We start from the raw sequence: 24,519 nt of genomic DNA on the forward strand, positions 1-24,519 counted from the left end.
CCGTTTGTTTTTCCCCAACGCCAACCCAACGGGCGTTTGGATGGACGGAACACTGCGTTCGTGTGACAACGCGTTTGCCGATCCGGGCCGCTCAACGGCCGGCGTCTGGCCGCCTGTCGTATACGACTTCTGTCTAGCGCCGGGCAAATGCTGCTGTGCGATAATGACCTGATCCCCGGCACAGGCCGAGGACGTCATTCACGTGCCTGACCAATGCGCTTGGGCAGGCGCCTTCCCATGAAGGAGCGCACACAGTGTCCGATCTTGATCAGGTCACGCTCAACGCCGGCGACAAGTCGGTCGTTCTGCCCGTCATCAAACCCACCCTTGGCAACGACTGCGTCGACATCGCGAAGCTGACCAAGGAAACGGGGTATTTCACCTACGATTCCGGCTTCACCGCGACGGCCAGCTGCAAGTCCGCCATCACCTACATCGACGGCGACAAGGGCGTGCTGCTGTACCGCGGCTACCCGATCGAACAGCTGTCGGAAAAGTCGAGCTACGTCGAAGTGGCCTACCTGCTGATCAACGGCGAGCGCCCGAGCGCCGAGCAGCTGAAGGCCTTCACCGATGAGCTGGCTGCCGAAGCCAACGTCGACGATTCGATCAACACCCTGATCGGCAGCTTCGCCAAGGATGCCCATCCGATGGCGATCCTGGCCGCTGCGATCGCGCAGCTGTCGGCCATCTACCACGACTCGCTGGACCTGTCCGACGCCGAACAGCGCCGCCAGGCTGCCGTGCGCCTGATCGCCAAGGTGCCGACCCTGTCGGCGCTGATCTACCGCCACGGCAAGGGCCTGCCGGCCAACAAGCCGGACACCTCGCTGGACTACGTCAGCCGCTTCCTGAAGCAGACCTTCGAGTCGGCTGACGGCCAGTACGATCTGAACCCGGACGTGGTCAAGGCGCTGGACCTGCTGTTCATCCTGCACGCCGACCACGAGCAGAACGCCTCGACCTCGACCGTGCGCCTGGTCGGTTCGACCGGTGCCAACCCGTACGCGTCTGTCGCCGCTGGCGTCACCGCGCTGTGGGGTCCGGCCCACGGCGGTGCCAACGAAGCCGTGCTGAAGATGCTGGAAGAGATCGGCACTGCCGACAACGTCGAGTCCGCCGTGGTCAAGGCCAAGGACAAGACCTCCGGCTTCCGCCTGATGGGCTTCGGCCACCGCGTGTACAAGAACTTCGACCCGCGCGCCAAGGTCATCGGCGAGATGACCAGCAAGGTGCTCAAGCAGCTGGGCGTGCAGGATCCGCTGCTGGACGTGGCCGTGAAGCTGGAACAGGCCGCGCTGCAGGACGAGTACTTCGTCGCCCGCAAGCTGTACCCGAACGTCGATTTCTACAGCGGCATCATCTACAAGGCGCTGCAGATCCCGACCGAGATGTTCACCGTCATGTTCGCCCTGGGCCGTACCTCCGGCTGGGTGTCGCATTGGCTGGAACAGCAGGTCGACCCGGAAATGAAGATCGGCCGTCCGCGCCAGGTCTACACCGGCAGCGACGTGCGCGACTACCAGGGCTGATCGCCCGAGGTCATTCGTGAGAAGAACGCCCCGCATCCGCGGGGCGTTTTTTTCTTGCCGCCACCCCGGTGGGTGCCAACCTTGCTTGGCACGCGCTTCACCGCGCAAAGACCGCGTGATTCAAGGGTCTCGCCAGCTTCACAACCGCTCGCGCAGCCTCAGGACGCCAGCTGCATCCGCAGCACCTGAAATGGAGCGTCCACCCCATGAGTACCCGATTCGACCCACCCGAGCGCGGCCCGCTCGGTCCCGATGTCGCCACTGTCGTCACCGCCCCCATCGTCGCCCCTCCCAGCGAAAGCGCCGTCTCCTGGGGCGCGATCTTCGCCGGTGCCGCCGCTGCCGCCGCACTCTCCCTCATCCTGCTCATCCTCGGTGTCGGCCTTGGCCTGTCCTCGGTATCGCCGTGGTCCTTCGAGGGCGTCAGCAAGGAAACCTTCGGCTGGTCCAGCATCGCCTGGCTCACCTTCACCGCGCTGGCCGCCTCCGGCCTGGGGGGCTATCTCGCTGGTCGCCTGCGCACCAAGTGGACGCAGATCCACGGTGATGAAACCTACTTCCGCGATACCGCACACGGCTTCGTGTCGTGGGCCGTCGCCACGCTGTTGACTGCGGGCCTGCTGACCTCGGCCATCGGCGGCGTGCTCGGCACGGGCGCGAAGGTGGCCGGCGCCACTGCAGGCGCCGCTGCGTCCACGGCCGGCGTAGCCGCCGCAGGTGCCGGTAGCGCCGCCGCGGCCGCACCGGAAGGCGACCTCAACTATTGGGTGGATTCGCTGTTCCGCAACGCCACCCACCCGGGCGCGGATGTCGCAGATGCACCGCCGGCGCCGCCCGCACCCGGCACGGCGCCAGGCAACGGCCCGATGGACCCGGCCGCGCCGCCGCCGGTCGCCAGCCCTGGCCCGCGCGATGCGCGCATGGCGCAGCCGCCGCGTCCGATGCCGGGCCACGGCCCGATGGGCGACCGCCGGGAAGTCCGTGCCGAAGTGAACCGCATCATCGTCAACAGCCTGCAGGGCGATGGCCTCGATCCGGCCGACACCCAGTACCTGTCGCAGCTCATCGCGCGCGAGACCGGCATGAGCCCGGCCGAAGCGCAGGCCCGTGTGACCGATGTGCAGACGCGCATGCGTGCCGCGCTGGAGAAGGCAAAGACCACCGCCAAGCAGGCGGCCGATGATGCGCGCAAAGCAGCGGCTTACGCCGCACTGTGGCTGTTCATCACCCTGCTGATCGGCGCGTTCTTCGCCAGCCTCAGCGCCACCTGGGGCGGCCGCCGCCGCGACCTGTAACCCGCATTCCATGCAAGGAGACCTGCCATGAAAATGATTCTGCTCTGGCTGTTGGGCGTGCCGATTCCGCTGCTGATCCTGTACGCGATTTTCTTCTGATCGCACGTGTTTGAATGCTCTGACCATCAGGCCGCCGCAAGGCGGCCTGATGCGTTTGGCATCCGTGTAAACAACCCACGCATGGCGTGGATCTACTGGGCGCTCGCTCTCCATCCGGTAGCGCCGGGCCATGCCAGCCGGTTGTTGGCGCAATCGACCACTCTCCACGCCTTCCTCGCAAACGCGCAATGCATCTTCTTGCATTCTGTAGTGAGGCAAGTTGCATTCAGTCGGATCATTGAGCCGCGTCGAGGAATGCGCTTAACAATCCGCGATTTAGGAATCGTTGAATGGATTCGGAATAGGGCGGATTTCTACCATTGTCTCCGTCGCCACTTTCCCACCCGGAAGTCGCGGCGCTTCCCTCCCTCCTCCTCCTCCTCCTGGGAGGGAAGCTCTCCCTTTACTGTCCGAGAGAGACAACCCGATGAACGCCATTCTGAAGAAGGCCGCGCTCGCTGCAGCGCTGGTCACCGCGTCGCTGTCCGCGCACGCCGCTGAATCCCACATCCAGGTCTACGCCGATGTCGACCTGACCCTGGCCCTGCTGAAGGAAGACGGCAGCGCGCTGCCCACCGAAGTGCGCCTGAACCATGTGCCGGGCCTGGGCCTGACCCCCTACACCGAGCGCGTGCGCATCTACACCAACGACGAAGACATGGACGTGGGCGTGCGCTTGATCACCGCGCCCAGCTTGGTCCGTACCACCGGCGCGGCACCGGCCGTGCCGCTCACCGTCAGCCTCATGGGGCGCGCGCTCACCGTGGCCGAGCAGGACTTCCTGGCTTCGGATCTCTATAGCGGTGCGCTGGAAGGCCATTCGGTTGTGCTGGATCTCACTATCGGCCAGACCAGCCAGGCCCCGTTGACCGTGGCCGGCAAGTACGAAGGCATGGTCAGCATCGCGATGGTGCAGAAGGCCGGCACCCCGTAACACCCTGTGCCGGCCCGCACGCCGGGTCGGCCTTTCCAGGCCATTCCCCATGAAAGCCCACGCACCCGCCGTCACCCGGCTGGCGATGGCGCTCGCCTTGTCGATGGCCACGCCGCTGGTCGCGGCACGCGGCGTCCCCGCCGGTTTCGAAGATCTGGTCGAAGGCCAGACCGAACAACTCGACATCCGCCTGTTCGGCCGCAGCGCCGGGCTGTCGCCAGTGCGCGTCACTCTGGAACATGTGCAGGTGGAAGATCCCGTACGCGTGTTGCAGGCGCTCGATCTTCCCGCCGAGGCGCAGGCCGTGCTGCTGCCGGCGCTGTCGCAGCCGCTGCCGCGCAACAGCCACCTGGCCTGCCGCTACGGCAGCGGCACCGCCGGCTGCGGCTATCTGGATCCGCCGGAAGACCCCGCGGCCGTGCGCGCGCTGTACGACGAAGGCGAGGGCGCATTGCGTCTGTTCGTGGCCCGGCAGTGGATCCGCGGCGAGCCCGCCAACGATCGCTTCCACCAGATCAGCCGCAACGCCGAAAACGCCTTCCTGCACCAGCAGACCCTCAATTTCAGCGGCGGCCGCGGCTATCAGGCGCTCACCGCGCAGGGCGCCGGCACGCTGGGATTGTTCCAGCGCGGCCACGCCAAGGTCGATTGGAACTTCAACAGCCAGCAGTACCGCGGTGGCCGCCGCCGCCAGGATTTCCAGTTCGACAATGCCTATTACCGCCACGACCTGGGCCAGCAGCACTACCTGCAGGCCGGGCGCATGGACCGCCGCAACCTGTCCAGCCCGCAGGGCGGCACCTTCAGTTTCAGCATGCTGCCGATGGACCGCTTCCAGGGCCTGCGCGTGGGCACCACCCAGGCCTACGTGGATGCAGAGAGCGCCGTGCAGGCCACGCCGCTCACCGTGCTGCTGGCGCGCGATGCCCGCGTGGATGCATTCGATGGCGAGCGCCTGCTGCAGACCTTCTACCTGCAGGCCGGCATCAACGAACTGGACACCCGCCGCTTTCCGTTTGGCAGCTACACCGTGATGCTGCGCATCTACGAAGACGGCGTGCTGGTGCGCAGCGAAGACGCGCCGTTCGACAAGGGCGGCAACTGGGCCAACGGCAGCGTGCAGTGGTTCCTGCAGGGCGGCCGCCGCAACGAGCGCCGCGATGATCGCTTCAACGATGAACTGGCGGCCATGGCCGGCCTGCGCGTGCCGCTGGGGCGCGATGCGGCAGTGACCGCCGGTGTGGCTGACCTCGGCGGCTTCAGCTATGGCGAGCTGCGCCTGGACCTGCGCCGGCAGTTTGAGACCCAGGATATACGCGCCACCTTCAGCGGCCTGCGCGGCAGCGATGGCAGCAGTGGCCAGCAGCATCAGCTGTCGTACCGCCGCCATGCGTCGTGGAATGTTTACCACCAGCGCCTGCGTGGGCAGGCCTGCCAGTTCAACGATGATGCGCGCGACCGCCTGGGCTGCGCCGATTCACTCAGTGCTTCGGTGTCGCTGCCACTGGCAGGCGGCAGTGCCTACCTGGCCTACACCAAGCGCCAGACCTGGAGCCGTGGCGCGCTGCTGCGCGACGAATGGGACGACCCCATGGCCGGCCTTGACCCGCTGCTGCCGTGGCAGCCGCGCTACCAGCGCGAACCACGGCAGAGCCGCACCTGGCAGGCCAGCTACAACCGCATGCAGCGCTGGCAGGAATTCAGCGTGTCCGCGCGCGTGGGCGTGTGGCAGCAGCACAGCCGCAGCCGCCTTAATGGCGATCGCGACCGTGGTGTGTTCCTCAGCCTGTCCTTCAGCCGCCTGCAGCGCCGCGATATCGGCTCATCGCAGCGGCGCTACAGCGTGGACATGCGCCAGCCGCAGCACGCGCGCCCGGAAGTGAACTACAGCGCCTCGCAGACCCTGCGCCAGGAAGTGGATACGCAGTTCCGCGAGGCCACCCTGGAAGTGCGCGGCAACAACAACGAACGCTACAGCGCATCGCTGGGCGGGCAGCTGCAGAACCGCCTGGGCCATACCTCGGTGGCGGTGGCGCACTACGCGCAGCACGGCCGCGATGAACTGTCCTACAGCGCCACGCACAGTTCCGGGCTGGCGCTGGGCCGCCGCGGCTTCTACTGGGGTGGCGGCGTGGGTGCCGATGCCGGCCTGGCCGTGCAGGTGGATACCGTAGACGACCTGGAACTGACCGGCGTGGCTGCCGAACTGCAGGTGGGCGGCATGCGCCGGCAGAAGCTGGCGCTGGGCGAGCGCCGCCTGCTGCCGCTGTCGGCCTACCAGTCGCACCGCGCCGAAGTGCAGGACGCCAGCGCCCTGGGCAGTGATGCCGCCATCCGCGTGAGCGGCGTGGGTGGCGCGCGCCCGCTGTTCCTGGCGCCCGGCCGCCTGCTGCGCCTGCCGGTGCCGATCGAGGTGACCTACACCTTCATCGGCAACGCCCGCGACGTGGCCGGCGTGCCGCTGGGCGGCGCCCGCATCCTCAACGCACCGGTGCCCGGCACCGGCGCCAACGGCGGCTTCGTCGCCGATTTCCCGCGTCGCGAACGCACGCTCTACCTGCTGCAGGACGACCGCCTGCTGCACTGCCCACTGCAGGTGCGCGAGCGCCGCAGCGTGGTGATGCTGGTCGGCGCCGTGCACTGCGAACCGCTGGCCGTGGCCCAGCTGCCGGCGGAAATCCGCCAGCAGGCCCGCGTGACCCGGTTGCTGCAGGAACAGGCGCTGATGGCCGCCACGCCGCAGACCGCAGCAGCAGGAGGTACGCCATGAACCGGCGTGGAGTGTGGGTGGTGATGCTGGTGACCGCACTGGCGGCACTGGTGTGTGTGCCGAGGGCGTGGGGGCAGAGGCCGCCGGAGACGCATCCGGTGAGTACCCACGAAGATGTAGTCGCGTCTTGGGATCGATCATCCAGACCTTCGAATGTCGAGCTCTGGACCTCCAAGAAGTTGATTGCATATGACGCAAGTATGCCGGCGAGCCCCTATGCGACGAGTCATATCGTTTGCTCCTCGGAAGAGGACAGCACAAACGGGAGTTGCCCGACTTCAGGACGCAACTTGACCTCCGGCTATGGAACGATCTATCTCAAGTTTCGGGAGGTCCGATCGGGTTTGGAGACATTAGTAGGGCTCCAAGGTGCTCTCACGCGAGCGATGACGGGTCAGGCATGTAGCAGTGATTACTGGCACGCGTCTAAACGACACTTGTGGTCAAACTCGCTCGATCGATGTGCTTCGGACCAGCCTGCGGGGCTCGGGGTCGAGTTGTTCATCACCGGCACTGAACTGGATAGGTTGGTTGCCGGACATTGGTTGGCCGACCTTCGACTTGAGTTAGTGGGAATCGAGGGTGGAGGAAACGTCAAGTACGACTTCTCGCTCGACTTCACCATCACCGACCACAACGCGGTCTCCATCTATTTCCCGCAGTACGAAAGCACCACGCCACTCGTAAACCTCGACGCACGCTACGACCCCATCCGGCAGACACTGGAAGGCCGTGTGGTCGTGGACATGTGTCTGTACGACGGCCTCGGCTCGCAGGCGTCCTACCTGGCGGTGACCGCGCGCGATACCACCTCGCGCCCGCCGGGCCCAAGCGGCTTCTCGTTGTGGCACGAAACCAGCGGCAGCGATGACAGCCAGCGCCTGGACTACACCATCACGCTGGACCACAACGGCACGCCTGTGCCGCTGGCCAACGGCGTGGAGGAACGGCTTGGTGGCATCGACAGTGCGCGCCTGCGCCTGGTGATGCTGCCGGGCATGAGCCAGCCGGTGTTCTGCGTACCCACGCCGATGACGCTGGACATGCCACGCGTCCCTTCGCCCTCCAAGCGCCCGGGCACCTACTGGGGTGACCTGACGGTCGAGCTCCGCGTGCCTGCTGCCGTGCCCTGATTCCAAGGAGAAACCATGAAGCCCCTTGCCCTCTTTCTGTTGTCCCTGTCGTTGCTGCTGGCATTGCCGGCGCAGGCCAACCTGACCGTGCATCCGATGCGCTCGTCGGTGGATGCCAAGCGCGGCACGCAGATCCGCATCTACTCCCAATCCACCCAGCCACAGTACATCCAGGCCTCGCTGCGGCGCATTGTCGATGCGGCCGACGCCAGCGAGCACGAAGTGGAAGTGGAGCCCAGCGAGGCGGCCATCGCCATCACCCCGGGCAAGTTCGCGCTGGCCGGCGGCGGCAACCGCCTGATCCGCGTCATTCCGCTGCAACCGGTACAACAGGAGACGGCGTACCGCGTGTATTTCGAAGGCGTACGCGGCCCGGACGAAACCGGGCTGGACCCCGCTGACAGCGCACAAGCCAGCGTGGGCGTGAATCTGGTCTGGGGAGCACTGGTGAATGTACTGCCCGCCGACGGCACCGTGCTGCCGCGCGTGCACGGCCGAACCCTGCGCAACGAAGGCACCCTGCGCCTGGGCATCACCAGCATCTCCGACTGCGAAGGCACGCGCTGCACCGCCCATGCGGTGTCGCGAAGCCTGTACCCCGGAAGCGAACTGACCCTGCCGTTCGAAGTGTTGCCCGGCCATAGCGTGCAGCTGCGCTACCGGCTCAGCCGCGATGGCTACCGCGAGCACGTGCAGACCCTTTCCCCCTGATCCCCACACCCCGCCGTGTGCAACGGTGCCGGCGGGTCTCTTTTCCTTCCATTGTTAAGGAGAACCACCATGAACAAGATCTACTGCAAACTTTGGTCCACCGCCCGGCAATGCTGGGTGGTCGCCAGCGAACTGACCACCGCGCGCGGCAAGGCCGCACCTGCAACCCGCGTCGGTGCCAGCCCGATCCTGCTGGCGGCCCTTGCTGGTGCACTCGTGCTGCCAGGTGCACAGGCCTCGCACTTCCTGGGGTGCGACACAAGCGCCGGGGGCCAGCTGGTTCGCTGCGCGCCGTTCGCAGGACATACCGATGGCGTGAACTACGCCGATGCTGCCAACGGTAGCAGGAACTACATGGGATTCGGCGCGGGCAACTACACTGACGGTTCCTACTCGACCAGCTTTGGCAACAGCAGCTATGCCAAGGGTGACTACGTGGCAGTGTTTGGTCACGGCGCCCGTACTACAGACGGCTATTCGGCCGTGTTTGGTGCCCGTGCGCTGGGTGACGGGTTGGGCACCAGCGCCTTTGGCAACGATGCCAAAGCGCGCGGAAAGAACAGCCTTGCCTTCGGCAGTGGCGCGCAGACGGCCGATGGCGGTGGTGAAGATCGCATTGCCATCGGCGGCGATGCCCATGCTGGCAACAGCGGCTATACCGGTGCTATTTCCATTGGTGGCAGGGCCAGATCGGCCTATGATGGTGTCTCCCTTGGCTTCCAGGCGAACGCACAGGCAGCTGGCGCCGTAGCACTGGGCAAGGGCGCGCAGGCACAGCAGACGGGTTCGGTAGCCTTGGGCCGCGATTCGATAGCCACGCAGACCGACACGGTCTCCGTTGGCAATGCAACGAAGAAGCGCAGGATCGTCAATGTCGCTGATGGCGCAGTGAACAGCAGCAGCTACGACGCGGTGAACGGACGTACGCTGCAGCGTGAGAAGGATGCGCTGAATGCAAGTATCGGTACAGTGCGCACTGCGGCGAGCACAGCCAAGACGGCAGCCGACAACGCCCGGTCCATTGCCGACCAAGCGTTGGCCAAGGCCAACACCCAGGGCTACGCGGTAGCCACCGGCTCGCCCGTCACCGAGGCCAACAAGGCTACTGCTACTGGCAACGTGTCCGTGGCGCTGGGTCATTCGGCACGTGCCGAGGGCGCGGCTGCCGCTGCGTTCGGCAACGGTGCCAAGGCCCTGGGTACCAATGCCATCGCCATGGGCAGCGTTGCCGAGGCCAGCGGCACCAATGCCATGGCAATTGGCGGCAACAGCAAGGCCACCCACAACAACGCGGTGGCACTGGGTGAGCGCTCGGTCACCACCGCGGCCGACCAGGTGTCGGTGGGCAACGCCACGCTCAAGCGCAGCATCGTGAACGTAAAGGATGGCCTGTTGGCGGCCGGTAGTAGCGAGGCGGTCACCGGCAACCAGCTGCATGCCACCAACACACAGGTCAATGCGGTGAAAGCCCGCTTGGACGCCGCTGCCGTGGCATTGGGCAGTGCCGCGGCCGCTGAGGGCGGTGGTGCAAGTGCCAGTGCCGCGCTCGGATCCGGCGCCAAGGCGTACAACAGCAACGGCATCGCGCTGGGTGCCGACGCACGTGCCAATGTCGATGCCGCAGGCAACAAGAGCACGGGCACCGGGGGCGTGGCGCTGGGCGCAAACAGCCGCAGCGGTAACGGGGCTGTCGCTGCCGGCCTGCGTGCGTCCGCGGTGGGCGACCGCGGCGTGGCCATGGGGAATGATGCAAAGGCCGAGGGTGCCCAATCCACGGCCGTGGGCTACCAGGCAAGTGCCAGCAATGGGCAGGCTGCAGCGTTTGGTCGGGGAGCCGAGGCATCCGGCTTGTACGCACTTTCCGTTGGCAGCCTCTCCAAGGCCTCCGCACAGGGCGCCGTGGCGCTGGGGAACGGGGCCAACGCTAGCCATAGTGGCAGCGTGGCCTTGGGCCAGGGCTCGGTGACGACGGGCACCAACCAGGTGTCGGTTGGCAAAGCCGGCGGCGAGCGGAAGATCGTCAACGTGGGCGATGGTGCGTTGAATGCCACCAGCACCGACGCGGTGACGGGCCGGCAGCTCAACACCACCAACACCAACGTGACCACGGCGCAGAATACTGCCGCGGCGGCGCAGACCGCCGCAGGCACGGCACAGACCACGGCCAACACCGCTGTGGCCAAGGCCGATGCGCTGGGTGGCCTGGTCAGCCAGGTATCCGCCACGGGCAATGTGCGCCTCGGTGGTGAGAACACCGGCACCACCCTGGACATGCGCAACAAGTCCAACGCCAACCGCAAGCTGAGCGGCGTGGCCGATGCCACGCTCAATGGCACCAGCACCGAGGCAGTGACCGGCCGCCAGCTCAACACCACCAACACCAACGTGACCGCCGCGCAGAACACCGCCACGGCGGCACAGACGGCCGCAGGCATGGCACAGACCACGGCCAATGCCGCCGTGGCCAAGGTCGATGCGCTCGGGGGGCTGGTCAGCCAGGTGTCCGGCAGCGGCAACGTGCGTCTGGGTGGTGAGAACACGGGAACAATCGTGGATGTAGCCAACAAGAACGGCGGCAAGCGTCGGGTCTACAACATTGCCGACGGCGTGGTATCGGGTGGCAGCACCGACGCGGTGACGGGCAGCCAGTTGTTTGCCACGAACGAGCTGGTGCGGGTGCAGGGCGAGAACTTGACCGAGCATGACGGGCGTATTGCTGACAACCGCAGCGAGCTGGAGAAGTTGCGTGGGGAGTTCGACAACTTCGATCCGGAATTGGATGGCGTGGTGAAGTTTGATGCTGATGGCCATGTGGATGTGGCCGGCGGCAAGGTGAAGGGTGTTGCTGCGGGGGATATCAGTTCTGCGGGGAGTACGGATGCGGTTAATGGTGGGCAGTTGTTTGCAACGAACGAGCGGCTCAGGAAAATGGAGCTTGACTCAGAGCTCATTTCGTTGGGTAAGGAGTCGTCGGCTCGCGCTGCCGAAGCAGGAACTTTCTCTGTGGCAATTGGCAACTCGGCCGTCGCCACAACTGCAACAGAGGGTGGGACTGCAGTGGGCAGCTTCGCCGCCGCGCTGGGTAGGAACTCCGTTGCGTTGGGTAGGGCTGCCCAGGTCGAGAGTCATGCCGAAAATGGATTCGCGTTGGGTGCGGGAAGCTTTGTTGAAGCGAATGATGGAGTGGCGATCGGTAGTGGCGCACGCGTGGGTGTTGGGGCTGAGATGGGCGTGGCCGTTGGCGCCAATTCAGTGGCAACGGAAGCAATGACTGTTTCCTTTGGGGATAATTCATTCAAGCGCAGACTCGTTAACGTCGCCCGCGCAAGGGGGAGTAACGATGCGGTAGTTCTCGAGCAGCTTGATGAGGCTGTCTCTGTTTTTGGTGGTGGTGCGGGGATAGATAGGGATGGAAGAATAATCTCGCCGACCTACAACGTTCAAGGTGGAAGCCAGAATACCGTCGGTGATGCATTGGCTGCACTGGACAGTGCCGTCGTAACTGGTGGTGCGCGCGTAGACCGCGTGGAGGATCAGCTTCGTTCAGTGTTCCAGGATGGGCCATCTGTACGCGCTGATGGCTTGGGCCAGCTAAGCCTCTCCGGTGCCAATGGCATGATCCTGTCCAACCTGGCTGATGGCCTTATTGCAGCGGGTAGCCGTGATGCGGTGACCGGCAATCAGCTGTTTGATGTCAAGCAGGACATCGAGAAGAATCGTGCTGGCCTTGAGGATCTTCGGGCTGGTAGTAACGGAAATCCGTCGTTTGATTCCATGTCTACAGCACGGGGGGGCGTGATCGACTTCGGTGGTTCGCGCTTGACCGGGGTTGCTGATGGTTCGCTGTCAAGCGGAAGCCAAGATGTGGTAAATGGTGGGCAGCTCTTTGCGACGAATGTTCGGATTGATGAACTTCAAGAACGTTCAAAGTTCTTTGTGGCGAAGGGAAGCTCCGGGGCTTCAGCTTCTGCGGGACAAGATTCCGTTGCCATCGGGGATTCGTCACGGGCGGGTACTTCGGCCAATGGTGGCGCCACAGCCGTTGGTGCCTATTCAAGTGCGCTCGCCGAGGGATCTGTAGCTATAGGGCGTGGTTCATTTGTATCGATGGGTGCTGAAAATGGGTTCTCGCTAGGGACCGGTGCCAACGTCTATGCGAAAAATGGACTGTCTATAGGCAGGCTTAGTGAAGTTGAATCAACGGCGTATGGCGCAGTTGCCTTGGGGTCTGAATCGGTAGCCTCGGAGGCAATGGTGGTATCGGTTGGCCACCAAAGAATGACAAGGAGAATAGTGAATGTCGGTAGAGGTACTAGCGACAACGACGCAACAACGGTAGCCCAGCTTAGGGATTCTCTCGCTGTACTCGGCGGCGACGTCGACGCCAACGGCAACATCATCAGTCCCACCTTCAACGTGCAGGGCGGCCAGCAGTCCACGCTCAACGATGCCCTGGCCACGCTCGATTCGGCCGTCATCACCGGTACCCAGCGCGTGGACCGCGTGGAATCGCAGCTGCGCTCGGTGTTCCAGGATGGCCCCTCGCTCCGATCCGATGGCCTGAACCAGCTCAACCTGGCCGGTGCCAACGGCATGGTCCTGTCCAACGTGGCCAACGGCTACGTCGGTGCCGGCAGCCGCGATGCGGTCAACGGCGGCCAGCTGTACTCGTTGCAGCAGCAGCTCAATGGCCGCGTGGATGGCCTGGAGCAGCGTCTGGACGGCCAGCCGCAGGCACCGCAGTCGCGTGCGCTCACCATCGCATCGGCTGATGCCGGTGCGCCGGCCGCCGTACCTGCTGCATCGCCCGAGCCGGAGACCCCCGCCACGCCGCCGCCGTCTGCCGCCGACAACAAGGTGGCCGACAACGGCGCGCCGCCGCCGCCCACCCCGCAGGCCGATGCACCGAAGCCGGAAGCGCCCACCCCGCAGGTGGACACCGCGGAGCTGGAGAAGATGCTGGCCCGTGCCAACGAGTACAGCGATGGCATCAGCCGCGAGGTCGACCGCCGCCTGGACAAGATGGACAAGCGCTTCAACCGCATGGCCGCGATGAGCAGCGCGCAGAGTGCGATGGCGATGAACACCGCCGGCTTGAACACCTACAACCGCCTCGGCGCGGGCGTGGGCTACAGCGAGGGTGAATCGGCCATGGCCGTGGGTTACCAGCGCGTGTTGAACGACAAGGGCTCGGCCACCTTCAGCCTCAATGGCGCGTTCACCAACAGCGGCGAACGTACCGTGGGCGTGGGTGTGGGCATCGGCTGGTAAGCCATGACGCCCCGGCGTGGTGCGCGTAACGAGCCCCGCCGCGCCGGGGCACTGGCCGAGGAGATGGCAATGTACGGTTGGGTACGTCGATTCATGAGCTACCGCAGCTTCTATCTGTGGCGTGCGCGGTACTACTACTACACCCGGCACCTGAACGGCTGGATGCTGGCCAGTCTGCTGTGCCTGTCCGGTGTGGTCATGCTGCTCTGGTACTACTGGCGGTTCACCAATGTGCCTCCGCCGCGCATCCACCCGCAGGCGGCCGCGTTGCGGGTGGAGGGCATCGGCAAGGAAGCGATTCACCGCATCGTGCTGGTGCGTCATGGCAGCAACACGCCCGGGCAACCGTACGTCACCGCGGAGGAGATCCGTGCCAGCACGCGGAGAACCATGCGGGTACGGCAGGCGATGGAAAGCGAAGTGGCGTGGCGGTTGAAGGCCAACCTGCTGGCGGACATTGCCGACTACATCGAGACCACGGGCGGCTGTGCGCCCTATCGCTGCACGCGTGTGGTGGACCACATCGCCTCCCTGCGTGAGGCGGCCGAGGAGAACGCCGGCATCAACCGCGCGCTGCAGACCATTCTGGATGGGCCCCACGATCTGGTGCCGAGCCTGGAAAGCAGCGATCGCCAGCGGGTGAAGAGCGGCTGGTCTGATTCGTTCAGCGATATCTATCACCAGGCGTGGTTGTTGAATGACCTGCAGACCATGCACGCGCAGATGATGGACGAGTATCCGAAGCGTGCCGCTGCACCCTGGCTGGCCGAATGGATGAGTGACCCCGAGCCGCTGCGCGGCACCGGATTGCCACTGTAGCGCCGAGCCAGGCTCGGCTGCTCTTCGGCCAGGCATCCGCACCATCTGAAGCACAATGCGGACCAACGGTTCGCACCCACCCAGGGAAGGTGCCGCTGCGCTCGCCGGCCAAAGGCCGGCGCGGCCGTCGTCATCCGCCGATGTACGCGGTGATCTCCGCTTCCGCCAGCACCTGCCGCAACTGCGCGACAGACGCGCGCCGCATCGGCTTCTCATCCACCGGCGACAACGGTGCCTGGCGCAGGGCGTCGTACGGCAGTACGGCCAGGTCGAAGGTCAGTTCCTCGGCACTGAACACCCACACCGGCACGTCCAGGCTGCGCTCGCGGTCCATGCGCAGGCGGCGTACCCGCGATTCTGCAGGAATGCCATGCTCGTCCAGGAAGCGATGCACGGCCTCCGGGTCGTCGCTGTGCAGGTGCAGCTGCACGGGGCTGTTGGCGTCGGCGGTGCCGTCCAGCACCGGGCCGGCCAGGCGCGGGGAGAAGCCGTGCAGGAACTCCAGCGCACGCATTGCGGCCTCGCGACGACGCTGCAGTTCGTTGCGGTGCTGGGGCCCGGAGAACAGCCGCTGGTACTCGCGCAGGGCGTCTTCGATCTCGGTGTTGCGGGGCAGGGAGGCATCGTCGTGGATGCCGAGCCGGCTGGCGGCCTTCAACTTGGCCTGGTGGTAGTCGCGGATGCCGCCTTCGGCCATCAGGCGGGCGGCTTCGTGGGCGAGGCGGTGGCGCCGCTCGCGGGTCTGGCTGGCAGCATGCTGACGGGCGCGGTGCATGCGATGACTCCCTGTTGCGACCTGGCTACAGACTAGCGCACGGATGTGACATCGGCTTGGGTATGACCAATGTTGCTGCTCTGGCAGGTGCCGACCAAGGTTGGCCGCTACCGGGGCAGGGCAGGCCGTTGATCCTGTGGAGCCGAGCCGCTCGGCTCCGGGCCCCGCGGTAGAGCAGCCGAGCATGGGCTCGGCTCTGCAAAGGCGGGGCCAACCAAGGTTGGCACCCGCCCCACCTGCCTCTTAGAAGATATCGAACGCGGCGGCGTCGGCCTGCGGCGTATTGAGGTTCAGGTCGTAGTCGGTCAGGCGGTCCATGTCTTCCACCTTCACCCACTCGGTCGCGCCGTTGAGGGTGGCCTGGACCATGCCGCTGGGCGGATCGTTCTGCGCGATCGGGGTGTCCTTCAGCGCGGTGCGCATGTAGTCGATCCAGATCGGCAGGGCGGCCTTGCCGCCGTATTCGCGGTAGCCCAGCGAGCGGAAGTCGTCGCGGCCCACCCACACGGTGGTCACGTACGGGCCACCGAAGCCGGAGAACCAGGCATCGCGGTGGTCGTTGGTGGAGCCGGTCTTGCCACCCACGTCCTCGCGGCCAAGTACCTTGGCCTGCACGCCGGTACCGCGCTGCACGACGTCGCGCATCATCGACACCAGCTGGTAGGCGGTGCGGGCGTCGATCGCGCGCGGGGCGGTGCGGGCGTCCGGGTTGGCCGGCGCGGCCGGGGTTTCGGTCTTGGCTTCGGCCTTGGCCGCAGCGGCCGGGTCCACCTTCGGGGCCGGGGCGCCGAAGTTGAAGCCGTCCACCACCTGGTTGACCGGCTGGTCGCTGCTGCCGGCGCACTCGCGGCAGGCCAGCGCCGGGTTTTCCTTGAATACCAGGTTGCCGTCGCGGTCGTTCACCTGGTCGATCAGCCAGGTGTCCACGCGCGAGCCGCCATTGGCGAACACGGCGTAGCCGCGGGCCACCGACAGCGGGGTGAGCGAAGCGGTACCCAGCGACATCGACAGGTTCGGCGGCAGTTCCGATTCGGCAAAGCCAAACTCGCTGATGTACTTGCGCGCGTAGTCCACGCCCATGCCGTCCAGCAGGCGCACCGAGACCAGGTTGCGCGACTGCACCAGCGCTTCACGCAGGCGCATGGGGCCGCGGAAGCCGCCGCCGTCGTTCTGAGGTGCCCAGGTCTTGCCGCGGCGGTCGCGGAACACGACCGGGGCGTCGAGCACGATCGAGGCCGGGTTGTAGCCCTTGTCGAAGGCGGCCGCGTAGACGAACGGCTTGAAGCTCGAACCCGGCTGGCGACGGGCCTGGGTGGCGCGGTTGAACTTGTTGCCGGAGAAGCTGAAGCCACCGACCAGCGCCTTCAGCGCGCCGCTGTGGGCATCCAGCGAGACCAGCGCGGACTGGCCGCGCGGGATCTGGTCCAGCAGCCACTCACCTTCCTTGGCACCGGCCCGCACGCGCACGATGTCACCGCGCTGCACCAGCTTGCCCGGGGTCTTGTTGGTCCACTTGGCGGCACCGGCCGGCAGCACGATCTCGGTGCGGTTGGCCAGCACCACGGTGGCGCTGCCATCGGCGCCGGTGCTGGCGACGATCGCGGGCAGCAGGCCGGCTTGGCCGAACATGCCGCGCAGGTGCTCGGCCAGGGCGGCGGCGTCTTCACCGGGGCCCACCTGCACCTGCTTCTCCACGCCGTGCCAGCCGTGGCGGTGGTCGTACAGCAGCAGGCCGTCGCGCACCGACTGGTTGGCGGCGGTCTGCAGGGTGGAGTCGATGGTGGTGGTGACGTGGTAACCCTTGTTGACCACGTCACCGCCGAAGCGGGCGATCATTTCCTGGCGCACCAGCTCGGCCACGTACGGGGCATCGACCTGCACCGGCGGCTCATGCGCGGTGGCGTGCATCGGCACGGCCTTGGCCGCGTCGGCCTCGGCCTGGCTGACGAACTTCAGGTCGGCCATGCGCTGCAGCACGTAGTTGTCGCGGCGCTGGCGGGCACGTTCCGGGTTGGAGATCGGGTTGCCCGACGAGGGGAACTTGGGGATACCGGCCAGCGAAGCCATTTCATCCAGGTCCAGCTCGTTCAGCTTCTTGCCGTAATAGAACTCGGCGGCGGCGGCCACGCCGTAGGCGCGGTTGCCGAAGAAGCTCTTGTTCAGGTACAGCTCGAAGATCTCATCCTTGCTCAGCTCGGACTCGATCTTCCGCGCCAGCAGGATCTCGGCCAGCTTGCGGGTGTAGCTGTACTCGGAACTGAGGAAGAACTGGCGGGCCACCTGCTGGGTGATGGTGGAGCCACCCGGCACGCGCTTGTCGCTGGTGGTGGCCAGCAGCCACACCGCACGGCCGATGCCCATGTAGTCCACGCCGCCATGCTCGTAGAAACGGGCGTCCTCGGTGGCCAGGAACGCCTGCTTCAGCTTCTCCGGCACGTCCTTCATGGTGATCGGGGTGCGTCGGGTCTCGCCGAACACCGCCATCAGCTTGCCGTCGGCAGCATAGACGTACATCGGCTCCTGCATTTCCACGTCGCGCAGGGTCTGCACGTCGGGAAGCTTGGAGGACACAGCGTAGTACAGACCGCCCACGGCGGCCGCGCCGATCAGCGCCAGGACCAGGACAATCAGGAAGATCCAGCGCAGCCAGCGGCGGAGTCGAGTCATCGGGTTCAGATTCCGATTGCGAATTTCGTGGTCGCAGAGTATAGATTACGCAAGGTGGCGGCTGGGGTCGGCACCGGGGAGCGCAAGGGGAACAGTCAGGGGCTGCATCGTGAATCCGTGAGGAACTTCACAGCAGGGCCGTTGCCATTTGCTAAGAATACGTTATTAATGCTCGGACGCAGGTCTTGCGTCCAAGTGCCCGTCGGCAGGGGAGAAACCGTGGGGCTCATCCCAAAAAGTCAGTCGCCGCTTGTAGGCGTCGACATCAGTTCGACTGCGGTAAAGCTTTTGCAGCTGTCCCGCAGCGGCAATCGTTTCCGTGTGGAACACTACGCTGTGGAACCTCTTCCGCCGAATGCGGTGGTGGAGAAGAACATCGTGGAAGTGGAGGCCGTGGGTGAGGCCATCCGCCGTGCGATGAACCGTTCAGGCAGCAAGGCCAAGCTGGCCGCTGCCGCCGTCGCCGGGTCGGCGGTGATCACCAAGGTGATCCCGATGCCGGCCGAGCTCGACGAGAACGACATGGAAGCCCAGATCGAGCTGGAAGCGGTCAACTACATTCCGTACCCGATCGAGGAAGTGAACCTGGACTTCGAGGTGATCGGGGCGATCCCGAACAACCCGGAGATGGTCCAGGTGCTGCTGGCCGCGTCGCGTTCGGAGAACGTGGAACTGCGCCAGTCCGCGCTGGAGCTGGGTGGCCTGCAGGCCAAGGTGATGGACGTGGAGGCCTTCGCGGTCGAGAACGCCTACGCCCTGGTCGCCAGCGAGCTGCCGGTATCCATCGACGGCGTGGTCGCGCTGGTCGACATCGGCGCCACCATGACCACCCTCAATGTCCTGCGCGGTGGCCGCAGCCTGTACAGCCGCGAACAGGTGTTCGGTGGCAAGCAGCTGACCGACGAGATCATGCGCCGCTACGGCCTGAGCTACGAAGAGGCCGGCCTGGCCAAGCGCCAGGGCGGGTTGCCGGAAAGCTACGAGATGGAAGTGCTGGAGCCGTTCAAGGAGGCGACGGTCCAGCAGATCAGCCGCCTGCTGCAGTTTTTCTATGCCGGCAGCGAATTCAACCGCGTCGACCACATCGTGCTGGCCGGCGGCTGCGCCGTGCTGGGGGGGCTGCCGGAGATGGTCGAAGAACAGCTGGGCGTGCCGACCGTGGTCGCCAACCCGCTGGCACAGATGACCCTGGGCCCGAAGGTGAACGCCCATGCGCTGGCCCAGGATGCCCCCGCGCTGATGATCGCCACCGGTCTGGCGCTGAGGAGCTTTGACTGATGGCACGCATCAATCTATTGCCCTGGCGCGCCGAGCGGCGCAAGCAACGCCAGCGCGAGTTCTACGCAATGCTGGGCATGGCCGCCATCGGTGGCCTGCTGCTGTCGCTGCTGATCTGGTTCTACTACGACCGGCAGGTGAGCGGCCAGATGGACCGCAACACCTATCTGGAAGCCGAGATCGAGAAGGTCAAGGAACAGAACAAGGAGATCGACCGCCTCGATGCGCAGAAGGACCGCCTGCTGGCCCGCAAGAAGGTGATCGAGGAACTGCAGGCCAAGCGCTCGCAGATGGTTCACCTGTTCGACGCATTGGTGCGCACGATTCCCGACGGTGTGGTGCTGACTGCGCTGAAGCAGGAAGGTGACGTGCTGACCCTGGAAGGCCGCACCCAGTCCAATGCCCGCGTTTCGGCCTACATGCGCAATCTGGAGACGTCCGGCTGGATGACCAACCCGGAGCTGTCGATCATCGAAGCGCGTGACCCGGAGAAGGACAAGGACGGCAAGGCCGGCCCGCTGGCCGACACCAAGGCGCTGCCGTATGTGTTCGTGGTGAAGGTGAAGCTGCCGGCACAGAGCGAGGAAGTGGCCGGCACGCCAGGCCTCAATGCCGATGGCTCGGTTGCGACGGCCCCACCGGCGCCGGTGGCACCGCTTGCCGCTGGCCCGGATGCCGCCACGCCTGCCGTACCGGCGGCTCAAGCCGCTGGCCCGGCAGCGACCCCGGCGGCACCGACGCTGGCAGCACCGGCCGCACCGGCTGCCAAGCCCGCTCCGAGACCTGAGGGCAGCCGCCTGGCGCAGCCGCCGCAGGCCCTCCATGCCCCGCTGCAGGGGGATCGCGCATGAGCCAGAAAATCGATCTGAAGAATCTGGATTTCAACGACATCGGCAACTGGCCGCAGAAGGCCAAGATCGTCTTCTGCTCGTTGCTGGCCCTGGTCATCATGTTCGTTGCGTGGATGCTGCTGATCAGCGGCAAGCGCGAAGAGCTGGCCGGCCTGGAATCGAAGGAAACCGAGCTGCGCGCCGAGTTCTCCAAGCAGCAGGAACGCGCGGTGAACCTGGGGCCGCTGAAGCAGCAGCTGGCACAGATGGAGCAGGTGCTGCAGCAGATGCTTCGGCAGCTGCCCAGCAAGACCGAAATGCCGGACCTGATCATCGACATCTCGCAGACCGCGCTGTCCAGCGGCCTGACCAGCCAGCTGTTCGAACCGGAACAGGAGCAGGTCAAGGAGTTCTACGCCGAGAAGCCGATCAAGCTGAAGATGGTGGGCAGCTACCACCAGTTCGGCGCGTTCGTCAGTGGCGTGGCCTCGTTGCCGCGCGTGGTGATCCTGACCATGCACGACATCAACCTGAAGCCGGCGGACAAGACCGGCGGCAGCGTGCGCGCCGGTGCGCTGGAGCTCTCCGGTACGGTCAAGACCTATCGCTATCTCGACGAAACCGAGGTGCAGGAACAGCAGAAGGCTGAAGCCGGCAAGGAGGGCAGCAAGTGATCCGTTCCTTCTTTGCACGTTGCGCAATGGTCGCTGCGGTGTTGCTGCTGGCCGCCTGTGGGCGTGGCGTGACCAGCACGCCGGGCGACGCGCCGAATCTCGAGAAGTGGGTGGAAGGCGAACGTGCCCGGCCGGCGCAGCCGCTGGAACCGTTGCCTGTGATGCAGCAGTTCGAGACCTTCGAGTACTCCGCGCAGGGCCTGCGTGATCCGTTCACCGATGCCTGGACCAATCCGCAGGGGAATGGCGGGTTGCGGCCGGATCCGAACCGGCGCAAGGAGCCCCTGGAGGGCTTCCCGCTGGATGCGCTGGACATGGTCGGTACCATCGGGACCGGCGGCGGCACCGTGGCGCTGGTGATGGGGCCGGACAAGGTGACCTACCGGGTGCGCCCGGGCGGTTACCTGGGGCAGAGCGACGGGCGGGTCACCGCGGTCTTCGAAGACCGTGTGGAGCTGATCGAACTGGTGCCGGATGGCGCGGGTGGCTGGCTGGAACGGCCGGCAACGCTCTCGCTTGAAGATCAATGATCGTTTACTGGGGATAGCACGATGACCTTTCACCAAGCCAAGGGGCTGCGTCCCATCCGGCGCTCTACCTTGAACCGTGTCAGCGCGCTGGGAGTCGCGCTGATGCTGGCCTGCGCTCCGGCGCTGGCCGCCGCACCGGCGGAGAAGCCGGTGGGCACCACCGTCGCACCGGCCGCGGCACCCGCCGGCCTGTCGGTGGCCAAGATCGATTTCAAGCGCGGCGATGATGGTGCAGGCCGCCTGATCGTACAGTTTGATGGCCAGGGCGCGATGCCGGACCTGCGCACGCAGGGCAACAGCGTGGTGGTGGACGTCGGCAACGCCCGTCTGCCGGCCAACCTGCAGAAGCCGTTGAACGTGGTCGACTTCGCCACGCCGGTGCAGCGCATCGACGCCAAGCCGTCCGGTGCCGGCACCCAGCTGGTGCTGAGCACCGGCGGTGCCGTGGAGTCGCTGGCCTACCAGAGCGGCAACGAGTACGTGGTCGAGATCAGCCCGCGGCAGGCACCGGCCGCCGTCGGTGCAGTCACTGCCGGCAGCGTCACCCAGGCGGCCAAGGCCGTCGGCCAGCGCGGCTTCACCGGCAAGCCGGTGACCTTCAACTTCCAGGACGTGCCGGTGCGCACCGTGCTGCAGTTGATCGCCGAAGAGTCCAACCTCAACGTGGTCGCCTCCGATTCGGTGCAGGGCAATGTGACCCTGCGCCTGGTCAATGTGCCGTGGGACCAGGCACTGGACATCGTGCTGCGTGCCAAGGGCCTGGACAAGCGACGGGACGGCAGCGTGATCTGGGTCGGGCCGCAGGCCGAACTGGCCAAGTTCGAGCAGGAGAAGGAAGACGCGCGCATCGCCATCGAGAACCGCGAAGACCTGGTGACCGATTACGTCCAGATCAACTACCACAGCGCGACCCAGATCTTCAAAGCGCTGACCGAAGCCAAGGGCATCGGTGGTGGTGGCGCTGGCGGTGCAGGTGGCGGGGGTGGTGGTGGCTCATCGCAGGAGGAAAGTGGCTTCCTGTCCGGCCGTGGCCGCATCGTCGCCGATGAGCGCACCAACACGCTGATGATCAGCGACATTCCGAAGAAGATCGCGCGCATGCGCGAGCTGATCAACGTGATCGACCGCCCGGTCGACCAGGTGCTGATCGAGAGCCGCATCGTCATCGCTACCGATACGTTCGCACGTGAGCTGGGTGCGCGGTTCGGCATCAGCGGCAGCCGCGACAACGCGTATTTCAGCGGCAACCTGGAGGCCAATGAGGCGACCCGCAAGTCGCAGGTCGAAGCCAATGCGACCAATGCCAAGGCGTATCGCGACTGGGTAGCCGGTGGCAGCACGGGCCCGGCGCCGGTCCCGGTCGGCTCGGCGATCACCCGTGGCCTGAACTGGGCCATGCCGGCGGCGTCCACCAACCCGGCGGGCTCGCTGGCGCTGTCGATCCTCAATGCCGGCTACCTGCTGGACGTGGAGTTGTCGGCCATGCAGGAAGAGTCGCGTGGTGAAGTGATCTCCAACCCGCGCGTGGTGACCACCAACCAGCGCGAAGCCCTGATCAAGCAGGGCAAGGAAATCGGCTATGTGACCATCAGTGCCGGTGCGGGCGGTGTCGCTACGCCGAACGTGCAGTTCAAGGAAGTGGTGCTGGAGCTGAAGGTCACCCCGACCATCACCAACGACAACCGCGTGTTCCTCAACATGCAGGTGAAGAAGGACGAAGTGGATCGGCTGATCCAGCTGGAAGGCTACGGCACCGTGCCGTCGATCAACCGCCGCGAAGTGAATACCGCGGTGCTGGTCGAAGACGGGCAGACCGTGGTCATCGGTGGTGTGTACGAGTTCACCGACCGCAACAGCATCAGCAAGGTTCCGTTCCTGGGCGACGTCCCGTTCCTGGGCAACCTGTTCAAGAAGCGTGGCCGCAGCAAGGACAAGGCCGAGCTGCTGGTGTTCGTCACCCCGAAGGTGCTGCGCGTGGCCAAGCAGAACTGAGCCAACGCCACCTGCAACACGAAGGAGGGCCGCCATGTGCGGCCCTTCTTCGTTCATGCAGGTAGATCCACGCCATGCGTGGATGGGATAGCCGTTCAGCCGTTCTTGATGCCAATCGCAAGGCACCCTGCGATGATGTCGGGAACCCGTGCCGTCCTGCGCCGGTCAAAGGCCCCCATGAACCTGCCACCGCCGATGCCCGAAAACGTCTCGCCGCCGCCCGCGCCGGCCACCTCCCGCCTGCATGGCGCCTTCAACCAGTTGCGCGACGCGCTGTCGGCCGAAATCGTCGGCCAGGCGGCCTTGGTCGAACGCCTGTTGATCGCATTGCTGGCCGACGGGCATCTGCTGGTGGAGGGCGCCCCGGGCCTGGCCAAGACCACGGCCATCCGTGCGCTGGCCTCCCGCCTGGAGGCGGATTTCGCGCGCGTACAGTTCACCCCCGACCTGCTGCCGGCCGACCTGACTGGCACCGAGATCTGGCGCCCGCAGGAAGGCCGCTTCGAGTTCGTACCCGGCCCGATCTTCCATCCGATCCTGCTGGCCGATGAAATCAACCGTGCGCCGGCCAAGGTGCAGTCGGCGCTGCTGGAAGCGATGGGCGAGCGCCAGGTCACCGTTGGCCGACACACTTACGCATTGCCGCCGCTGTTCCTGGTGATGGCCACGCAGAACCCGATCGAGCAGGAAGGTACCTTCCCGCTGCCGGAGGCGCAGCTGGACCGTTTCCTGATGCACGTGCGCATCGGCTACCCGGACCAGGCGGCCGAATCGGAGATCCTGCGCCTGGCCCGCGAGCGCGCCCGCGGCGCGTTGGGCGAGGCCGCACCCGCACCGGAAAAGATGCCGATGCAGGATGTGTTCGATGCGCGCCGCGAGGTGCTGGACCTGCACATGGCACCGGCACTGGAACGCTATCTGGTCGAACTGGTGCTGGCCTCGCGCGACCCGTCGCGCTACGACGCCGGCCTCGGCCGCCGCATCGCGTGGGGTGCCAGCCCGCGCGGTTCCATCGCACTGGAACGCTGCGCGCGCGCGCGGGCCTGGCTGGCTGGCCGCGACTTCGTCACCCCAGATGATGTGCGCGCGGTGGCCGCCGACGTGCTGCGCCATCGCGTGCTGCCCAGCTACGAAGCCACCGCCGAGGGCTGGGACGGCGAGCGCCTGGTGCAGGAGCTGCTGGCCCGGGTGCCGGCACCCTGAGCCTGC

General features: G+C 65.9%; 16 protein-coding genes. 14 read left to right on the top strand and 2 right to left on the bottom strand.

Annotated features, from left to right (window positions below; all coding sequences use genetic code 11):
- Window positions 1–254 precede the first annotated feature (254 nt).
- The 8 genes from AC5P8Z_RS05200 to AC5P8Z_RS05235 all read left to right on the top strand — a co-directional run bounded on the left by AC5P8Z_RS05200 (window position 255) and on the right by AC5P8Z_RS05235 (window position 14,564).
- Window positions 255–1,532 carry a citrate synthase gene (locus AC5P8Z_RS05200; protein ID WP_049404024.1) on the top strand — a complete coding sequence of 426 codons (1,278 nt, stop codon included), beginning with the start codon at window positions 255–257 and terminating at the stop codon, window positions 1,530–1,532.
- Window positions 1,533–1,738: 206 nt separating this feature from the next.
- Window positions 1,739–2,827 carry a hypothetical protein gene (locus AC5P8Z_RS05205; protein ID WP_495228335.1) on the top strand — a complete coding sequence of 363 codons (1,089 nt, stop codon included), beginning with the start codon at window positions 1,739–1,741 and terminating at the stop codon, window positions 2,825–2,827.
- A gap of 526 nt (window positions 2,828–3,353) precedes the next feature.
- Window positions 3,354–3,860 (top strand): CS1 type fimbrial major subunit, encoded by a 507-nt coding sequence (locus tag AC5P8Z_RS05210; protein ID WP_286069699.1) that lies wholly within the window; start codon window positions 3,354–3,356, stop codon window positions 3,858–3,860.
- A 49-nt stretch (window positions 3,861–3,909) separates the two neighbouring features.
- Window positions 3,910–6,630, top strand: a complete 2,721-nt coding sequence (locus tag AC5P8Z_RS05215; protein WP_495228338.1) for a TcfC E-set like domain-containing protein — start codon at window positions 3,910–3,912, stop codon at window positions 6,628–6,630.
- A gap of 23 nt (window positions 6,631–6,653) precedes the next feature.
- Complete coding sequence (locus tag AC5P8Z_RS05220) at window positions 6,654–7,763, top strand: CblD like pilus biogenesis initiator family protein (RefSeq protein WP_495228927.1); 1,110 nt, start codon at window positions 6,654–6,656, stop codon at window positions 7,761–7,763.
- Window positions 7,764–7,778: 15 nt separating this feature from the next.
- Entirely contained in the window at window positions 7,779–8,474 is a 696-nt protein-coding gene (locus tag AC5P8Z_RS05225; RefSeq protein WP_495228340.1) for a pilus assembly protein, read from the top strand.
- A gap of 69 nt (window positions 8,475–8,543) precedes the next feature.
- Window positions 8,544–13,745, top strand: a complete 5,202-nt coding sequence (locus tag AC5P8Z_RS05230) for an ESPR-type extended signal peptide-containing protein (protein ID WP_495228342.1) — start codon at window positions 8,544–8,546, stop codon at window positions 13,743–13,745.
- Window positions 13,746–13,814: 69 nt separating this feature from the next.
- Window positions 13,815–14,564 carry a hypothetical protein gene (locus AC5P8Z_RS05235; RefSeq protein WP_286069691.1) on the top strand — a complete coding sequence of 250 codons (750 nt, stop codon included), beginning with the start codon at window positions 13,815–13,817 and terminating at the stop codon, window positions 14,562–14,564.
- A gap of 130 nt (window positions 14,565–14,694) precedes the next feature.
- On the opposite strand, the gene AC5P8Z_RS05240 is transcribed toward AC5P8Z_RS05235, so the two are convergent.
- Window positions 14,695–15,339, bottom strand: a complete 645-nt coding sequence (locus AC5P8Z_RS05240; RefSeq protein ID WP_495228343.1) for a hypothetical protein — start codon at window positions 15,337–15,339, stop codon at window positions 14,695–14,697.
- 243 nt (window positions 15,340–15,582) lie between these two features.
- On the bottom strand, window positions 15,583–18,006 hold the full coding sequence (locus AC5P8Z_RS05245) for a penicillin-binding protein 1A (RefSeq protein WP_286069690.1): 2,424 nt from the start codon (window positions 18,004–18,006) through the stop codon (window positions 15,583–15,585).
- Window positions 18,007–18,225: 219 nt separating this feature from the next.
- On the opposite strand from AC5P8Z_RS05245, the gene AC5P8Z_RS05250 reads away from it, so the two are divergent.
- The 6 genes from AC5P8Z_RS05250 to AC5P8Z_RS05275 all read left to right on the top strand — a co-directional run bounded on the left by AC5P8Z_RS05250 (window position 18,226) and on the right by AC5P8Z_RS05275 (window position 24,513).
- Entirely contained in the window at window positions 18,226–19,284 is a 1,059-nt protein-coding gene (locus AC5P8Z_RS05250; protein WP_005410860.1) for a pilus assembly protein PilM, read from the top strand.
- A complete protein-coding gene (locus AC5P8Z_RS05255) occupies window positions 19,284–20,135 on the top strand; it encodes a PilN domain-containing protein (RefSeq protein WP_495228345.1) in 852 nt (283 codons plus the stop codon). Before AC5P8Z_RS05250 ends, AC5P8Z_RS05255 begins: the two co-directional genes overlap by 1 nt.
- Entirely contained in the window at window positions 20,132–20,788 is a 657-nt protein-coding gene (locus tag AC5P8Z_RS05260) for a type IV pilus inner membrane component PilO (RefSeq protein WP_286069687.1), read from the top strand. Before AC5P8Z_RS05255 ends, AC5P8Z_RS05260 begins: the two co-directional genes overlap by 4 nt.
- Before the next feature lie 26 nt (window positions 20,789–20,814).
- On the top strand, window positions 20,815–21,318 hold the full coding sequence (locus tag AC5P8Z_RS05265) for a pilus assembly protein PilP (RefSeq protein ID WP_043035665.1): 504 nt from the start codon (window positions 20,815–20,817) through the stop codon (window positions 21,316–21,318).
- Window positions 21,319–21,339: 21 nt separating this feature from the next.
- Window positions 21,340–23,310 (top strand): type IV pilus secretin PilQ, encoded by a 1,971-nt coding sequence (locus AC5P8Z_RS05270; protein WP_286069685.1) that lies wholly within the window; start codon window positions 21,340–21,342, stop codon window positions 23,308–23,310.
- 177 nt (window positions 23,311–23,487) lie between these two features.
- Window positions 23,488–24,513: an AAA family ATPase gene (locus AC5P8Z_RS05275; RefSeq protein ID WP_495228348.1), complete on the top strand. Its 1,026-nt coding sequence runs from the start codon at window positions 23,488–23,490 to the stop codon at window positions 24,511–24,513.
- The last annotated feature ends 6 nt before the right edge of the window (window positions 24,514–24,519 follow it).

The sequence above is a fragment of the Stenotrophomonas sp. YJH_SMC_17 genome (assembly GCF_059371655.1).

Coding starts and splice junctions, on each gene's coding strand:
- AC5P8Z_RS05205 (WP_495228335.1), top strand. CDS start 1,739: ATGAGTACCCGATTCGACCCACCCGAGCGCGGCCCGCTCGGTCCCGAT.
- AC5P8Z_RS05210 (WP_286069699.1), top strand. CDS start 3,354: ATGAACGCCATTCTGAAGAAGGCCGCGCTCGCTGCAGCGCTGGTCACC.
- AC5P8Z_RS05215 (WP_495228338.1), top strand. CDS start 3,910: ATGAAAGCCCACGCACCCGCCGTCACCCGGCTGGCGATGGCGCTCGCC.
- AC5P8Z_RS05220 (WP_495228927.1), top strand. CDS start 6,654: ATGCTGGTGACCGCACTGGCGGCACTGGTGTGTGTGCCGAGGGCGTGG.
- AC5P8Z_RS05225 (WP_495228340.1), top strand. CDS start 7,779: ATGAAGCCCCTTGCCCTCTTTCTGTTGTCCCTGTCGTTGCTGCTGGCA.
- AC5P8Z_RS05230 (WP_495228342.1), top strand. CDS start 8,544: ATGAACAAGATCTACTGCAAACTTTGGTCCACCGCCCGGCAATGCTGG.
- AC5P8Z_RS05235 (WP_286069691.1), top strand. CDS start 13,815: ATGTACGGTTGGGTACGTCGATTCATGAGCTACCGCAGCTTCTATCTG.
- AC5P8Z_RS05240 (WP_495228343.1), bottom strand. CDS start 15,339: ATGCACCGCGCCCGTCAGCATGCTGCCAGCCAGACCCGCGAGCGGCGC.
- AC5P8Z_RS05245 (WP_286069690.1), bottom strand. CDS start 18,006: ATGACTCGACTCCGCCGCTGGCTGCGCTGGATCTTCCTGATTGTCCTG.
- AC5P8Z_RS05255 (WP_495228345.1), top strand. CDS start 19,284: ATGGCACGCATCAATCTATTGCCCTGGCGCGCCGAGCGGCGCAAGCAA.
- AC5P8Z_RS05260 (WP_286069687.1), top strand. CDS start 20,132: ATGAGCCAGAAAATCGATCTGAAGAATCTGGATTTCAACGACATCGGC.
- AC5P8Z_RS05265 (WP_043035665.1), top strand. CDS start 20,815: ATGGTCGCTGCGGTGTTGCTGCTGGCCGCCTGTGGGCGTGGCGTGACC.
- AC5P8Z_RS05270 (WP_286069685.1), top strand. CDS start 21,340: ATGACCTTTCACCAAGCCAAGGGGCTGCGTCCCATCCGGCGCTCTACC.
- AC5P8Z_RS05275 (WP_495228348.1), top strand. CDS start 23,488: ATGAACCTGCCACCGCCGATGCCCGAAAACGTCTCGCCGCCGCCCGCG.